Raw genomic sequence first — 4,276 nt, 5'->3', positions numbered from 1 at the left:
CTACGCTCACGGGCCGCCGAGCCGTCGGCCGCTGCATTACGGGCAGCTCGCCGACGGGTGGGAGTAGAACCGTTCGCGCTGCTGTTCGCCCGGCTGCGAGGCCCGGTGGCCACCACGGCAACAGCCGGTGCGTTCTGGCAGGGGCTGCGGCTGGTGGCCTGGGATGCCACCACCGTGGAAGCAGCCGACACCGCCGACAACGTGGCCCTCTTCAAACGGCACCGCTCCGGCCACGGCCCTGCCGGCTATCCGCAGGTTCACCTGTCGGCGCTGGTGGAATGCGGCACCCGCGCCTTGATCGATGCCGTCTTCGGCCCCCGGACCGGCGGCGAGGTGGGACAGGTGCGCGGTCTGCTGCGCAGCCTCACCCCGGGCATGCTGCTGCTGGCCGATCGCGGCTACGACAGCTACGCACTGATGCGCCAGGTCGCCGACACTGGCGCCCACCTGCTGTTCCGGTCCAAGACCCGGCATCCGGTGCCCGTCTTGCAGGCGCTGGCGGACGGCTCGGGCATCTGCTTCCTGCCGCTGCCCCCACACTCCATCCGCTATCACCAGTGGGTCAGGCGCGGTGGTATCCCGCCCCAGGTCCACGGTCTGCTCGCCCGGGTCATCGAGGTCACCATCACTGTCACCACCAGCGACGGCGCCACCCGCACCTCCTCGATGCGGCTGCTCACCACACTGCTCGACGCCCACCGCTACCGGCCGCCGACCTCGCCCGGCTCTACCACCAGCACTGGGAGGCCGAGACCGCGTTCTTCGCACTCAAGGCCACGCTGCGCGGGCCCAGCCAGGTCCTGCGCTCCCACCACCCGGTCGGAGTGAACCAGGAGATCTACGCCTACCTGATCACCTACCAGGCCCTGCGCATCACCACCGGCCAGGCCGCTGACACCGCCGGCCTCGACCCCGACCGGCTCTCCTTCACCCTCGCCCTGCGCACCCTCCGCAACAGCGTGATCAGCACCTCCTGCCACACGGACAGCGTCACCGCGGCCCTGCTCGACCCCCGCCACCTCCACCCCGCACGGCGACGGGACAGGACCAGCCCACGCACCGTCAAACGCACGCTCTCGCCCTACCCCTACAACAAGCCCAAGGGCGGGGCCAGTTGGGCAAACGCCGCATCACCACGCGTTTCACCATCACGCCGAGGGCCAGCTTGACGAACGACACCGGCCCCTAACTTCCCGGGCTTGACGTCACCGACGCGGCTCAGATACTCGTAGACGACCTTGTCGCTCTCGATACCCACGAAGTCCCCTTTGGGGTGGGTGTGTTGGATTCCCCGGATTCCTCGGATTTCCCCGTGGTGACGACGGTATCGCAGGCCGCAGGTCACGTCGGTCGGCACACCAGCGGGTAGCGGGTCTCCGGGCAGGGGCGGTTGCCGTACTCGCGCAGGATGTCCTTGCCGCCCTGGTCGGTGAGGTAGCGCAGGAAGGCCGCGGCGATGGAGTCGGCGGGCGGTTCTCCGTAGGTGTAGGCGTACTCGGTCTGCCAGTACGGATAGGTGCCGTTCTCGACGCCGTCGAGGGTGGGCGGCATGTCGCCGATACGGAGCTTGACGACGTCGCCGGAGGTCACGCTGCTCGCCTCGCTGTAGCCGAGGGCGCCGGGTAGGGTGGCCGTCCGGTCCAGCAGGGTGTCGGTGCTGTCGGCCTCGCAGACTCCGGGCTTGTCGTGGGCGAGTTGGGCGCAGTCGTTGACGTCGGCCTCCGGGACGGACTTCCCGTTGAGGACGCGCTTTTCGAGCGCGTTGCGGGTGCCGGAGTCGCGGTGGCGGTCGACGAGGTGGACGGGGAGGTCGGCACCGCCCACCACGGACCAGTTGGTGATCTTCTTGGCGTAGAGGTCGCGGATCTGCTGGACGGAGAGGTTGCGGACCTTCGCGTCCTTGTTCACGACGAGGGTGAACAGGGCGTAGGAGACGGGGCGGGGCAGGATCTCGGGGTGGCCTTTGTCCGCCGGCCCGTCGGTGAAGGCGATGCGGTCGGCGAGGCCCTCGGTGCCCTTGAGGCCGGCGTCCGTGCCGGTCCGCTCCAGCGCGGCGATGCCTTCCCCGCTGCCCTGGAACGCGCCGTCGTCGGCGGCGATCTTCGCGCCCTTGGCCTCGCAGAGCTGCGCGTACTCCTTGGCCGCCGCCTGCACCGCGGGTGCGAAGGCCGTGGAGCCCTCCAGGTGCAGGGTGCCGCCGACGCAGTCCAGCGGGGCGGGTCTGGTGGGCCAGAACAGGGTCAGACCCGCCTGGAGGAGGACGGCCATCGCGAGCAGGCTCATGAGGACCTTCGCCGCCCGGGAGGCGAAGGTGTGGCTCTCGGTCTGGGCGGGCTTGAGCCGGGCGAGCCAGCGGGCCCAGGCGAAGGAACGGCGGTTCTGGCCGGTCAGGTCGGCCTGGAGCTCCGGGTCGGGGAAGACCGCCCCCGGGCTGCCGGAGCTGCGTTCCAGCAGTGCCAGCACCTTGTAGTGGGCGCCGGGGTTGAGCGTCACCCGGGGCAGCCGGATGACGCCGGATCCGTCTTCCTCGCCGATCCCGAAGCCGTCGGTCTCCTGGGTGCGGCCTTCGCGCGTGGTGACGAAGAAGTGGCGCAGTGCGGGATGGCTGAGTTCGGTGACCGCCATGCCGACGACGCGGCGGTCCGGGAACAGGACGTGGGCGCCGGTCTCCGCGGCGGGGGGAGCCAGGTAGTCCGAGGGCGCTATCTCCCGCCAGCCGGCGTTCTCGATGCGCAGCAGGACGAACGACGGCTCGGACAGCGGCCTGCCGTTGTCGTGCATACGGGCCAGGACGTCGGCGCTGGGCGCGTGGGCGGTGTCCGTGGCGAGCGTGTCCATCTGGAAGCGGTAGCCGAGCCGCTTGCGGCGGATGACCACGAACTCCCAGAAGAACGCCAGGAGGGGGATCGCGATACTGACCATCGCGACGATGTTGTTGAAGTCGAACTCCACGCCGAAGATCCCCACCACGGCCCCCCGTTGTCGAATTGCCTTGTTGAATGGCCTAGTTGACAGGGAGCCAAGGGTGACCAGTGCGTACCGAGTGGGGCCAGGGTTTTCGCAATCCTCCTGCTGAAGTTCATCCGCGGGCCATCTGGGAAACGTTCCGTTAGCCAAACCAGCCACCCCCGGCCCGTCCGGCGTTTGAGGACGAGGCCCCTTCAGGGCCGACGGGGGTCTGGGGGCAGAGCCCCCAGGGACGCGCGCCCACCCGCTACCGTGAGTCAGATGAGCACCCCGGCCCCGCGTTCTCTCGCAGAGGCACTCCGGCTCAGGGACGACGCTTCCCTGGCGGAGCTGCTCCGCGCCCGCCCCGACCTCATCACGCCCGTCCCCACCGACCTCACCCAGCTGGCGACCCGGGCCGGCACCCGCGCGTCCGTCGTACGGGCGCTGGAGCGGCTGGACCGTTTCGCGCTGCAGACGGCCGAGGCGCTGGCCGTGGCCGCGGATCCGGCCGGGCACGACGAACTGCTCGGGCTGATGAGCGGCGACGGGGGCGATCCCGCGGTCGCCGTGGCGCTCCCGCGTGCCCTCGGCACCCTGCGTGAGCAGGCCCTGGTGTGGGGCGGCGACGACCGGCTGCGGCTGGTGCGGACGGCCCGTGAGCTGCTCGCGCCGTCGCCGCAGCACCCGTCGCCGACCGGGCTCGGGCCTACGGCGCAGGAGGCGACGGCGGGCATGTCGCCGGGCCGGATCCAGGAGATCGTGACCGCGGTCGGGCTGTCCTCGACGCACGACTCCGTGTCCGCCGTGGCCTCGCTCACCGCCCTGTACGGAGACCGCGGACGCATGACGGAACTGCTGGCGGGGGCGCCGCAGGAGTCCCGGGAGGTGCTGGACCGGCTGGTGTGGGGGCCGCCGTACGGGCAGGTCACGGCCGATCCGGCGCCCCGGCTGCGCTGGCTCCTGGACCGCGGGCTGCTGCTGCCTACGGCGCCCGGGACGGTCGTACTCCCCCGTGAGGTGGCCCTGCATCTGCGCGGCGGCAGTGCGCATCGCACCACCGAGCCGCTGCCGCCCGCCCTGGAAGCGGCGGCCACGCACCGTCCACAGGTTGTGGACGCGACCGCGGCGGGGCAGGCGTACACCGCGCTGGCGACGGTGGAGGAGCTGCTGAAGGACTGGGACGAGGGCGGGCCCACGGTGCTGCGGGCGGGCGGTCTCAGCGTGCGCGACCTCAAGCGCACCGCGGTCGCGCGAACGGTTCTACTCCCACCCGTCGGCGAGCTGCCCGTAATGCAGCGGCCGACGGCTCGGCGGCCCGTGAGCGTAG

Annotated in this window: 3 protein-coding genes and 1 pseudogene; 3 read left to right on the top strand and 1 reads right to left on the bottom strand. The window is 71.2% G+C overall.

From position 1 onward, the window contains the following. Both ACO1BR_RS43845 and ACO1BR_RS43840 read left to right on the top strand, forming a co-directional pair. Positions 1 to 828 (top strand): transposase (locus ACO1BR_RS43845; RefSeq protein WP_426800709.1); only part of this gene is annotated, 828 nt, incomplete at its 5' end. Beyond that, on the top strand, positions 825 to 1,169 hold the full coding sequence (locus tag ACO1BR_RS43840) for a hypothetical protein (RefSeq protein WP_426800708.1): 345 nt from the start codon (positions 825 to 827) through the stop codon (positions 1,167 to 1,169). The genes ACO1BR_RS43845 and ACO1BR_RS43840, both read left to right, overlap by 4 nt. A 172-nt stretch (positions 1,170 to 1,341) precedes the next feature. Here the strand turns inward: ACO1BR_RS43840 and ACO1BR_RS43835 are convergent, their stop codons facing one another. Beyond that, positions 1,342 to 2,967, bottom strand: coding sequence for a substrate-binding domain-containing protein (locus ACO1BR_RS43835; RefSeq protein ID WP_426800707.1), 1,626 nt, complete (start codon positions 2,965 to 2,967; stop codon positions 1,342 to 1,344). A gap of 261 nt (positions 2,968 to 3,228) precedes the next feature. Here ACO1BR_RS43835 and ACO1BR_RS43830 point away from each other — a divergent pair. Further along, a pseudogene (locus tag ACO1BR_RS43830) lies at positions 3,229 to 4,276 on the top strand (DNA-binding protein); the annotation flags it as partial.

The sequence above is a fragment of the Streptomyces sp. YGL11-2 genome, assembly GCF_050054615.1.
GTDB lineage: Bacteria > Actinomycetota > Actinomycetes > Streptomycetales > Streptomycetaceae > Streptomyces.
This window is presented reverse-complemented; position numbering and strand designations above follow the sequence as displayed.